The sequence below is a fragment of the Falsiroseomonas sp. RANM36 genome (genome assembly GCF_056682175.1).
In genome coordinates, this window is record NZ_JBWXTD010000004.1 from 263,252 (window position 1) to 264,299 (window position 1,048).

1 protein-coding gene and 1 pseudogene are annotated in these 1,048 nt (G+C 72.5%); one reads left to right on the forward strand and one right to left on the reverse strand.

Going from position 1 to position 1,048, the window contains the following annotated elements:
- Positions 1 to 188 precede the first annotated feature (188 nt).
- Complete coding sequence (locus tag AC1MIR_RS15065; protein ID WP_480029008.1) at positions 189 to 401, forward strand: hypothetical protein; 213 nt, start codon at positions 189 to 191, stop codon at positions 399 to 401.
- A gap of 59 nt (positions 402 to 460) precedes the next feature.
- Here AC1MIR_RS15065 and AC1MIR_RS15070 read toward each other — a convergent pair.
- Positions 461 to 1,048: pseudogene (locus tag AC1MIR_RS15070) on the reverse strand (hypothetical protein); the annotation flags it as partial.

Consider the following 1,048-nt stretch of genomic DNA (forward strand, 5'->3'; position numbering starts at 1 on the left):
CGCGCCCGCCTGGTGCTCCTTCAGCACCCCAATGATCTGCTCCTGCGTGAACCTCGATCGCTTCATCATCCGTCTCCCTTCGACGGACTCTAGCTCAGGCCGGGGACATCCAAGGGGGCAGGGTCAGCACCTACAACGAATTCCCCCTCGCGCTGCAGGACCTGGTGGTCGGCCGGACGGAGGCGGTGGTGAACACCCAGCCCGTGCTGCGCTGGAACGTGGCGCGGAACGCGCGCGTGCGGCTGGGTGTCTCGCCGGTGTGGGATGCGCGCGATGTCGGCATCAACACGCGCAAGAGCGACACGGCGCTGATGGCGGAGATCAACCGCCATATCGCGGCGATGCAGGCGGACGGCTTCCTGCAGTCGCTGGACACCAAGTGGTTCGCGCAGGCGGGGTGAGGCTCCCACCCCAACCCTCCCCCGCTTCGCGGGAGAGGGAGCAGGTTGCGCGTACGTGACTACGCGCGCGTCAACAGCAGCACGCCCGACTCATGCATGCGGGCGTGCCAGCCGGGCGGGACCAGCGTCGTCGCGTCGAACTGCATCACGATGGCCGGCCCGTCGAAGGCATCGCCGGCGCCGAGCGTCTCCCGGTCGTACAGCGGCGCCTCGCCGCTGCCGTCCCGCAGATGCAGGACGTGGTGACCGACCGGCGCGGCGCCGCCACCGGGGGCACGCCGCATGCGCGGCGCGGCAGGCAGCCGGCCGCGCGCTTCCAGGCGCAGCGTGACAAGCTCCGGCATGCCTTCCGGCAGGTCGAAGCCATACAGGCCGCGATGCGCGGCGGCGAAGTCGGCCTGGGCGGTTGCGATGGCACCGCGCCAGGGCACGGCGAGTTCCGATCCCTGCCCGGCATAGCGCATCAGGACCACCGGGCTCAGCACGCGCGCCGCTTCCGGCACGGCTTCCTCGGCGAACCATCCGCGTGCCTGCTCCTCGAGCTCCGCGAAGGTCGCCGCGATCGCGGCGTCGCCCCCCCCCCGGGGCCCCCGCCGGGGGAGGGGGGAATCCGGGGCCACGAAGGGCCCCCCCCCGCCCCGCCCCGC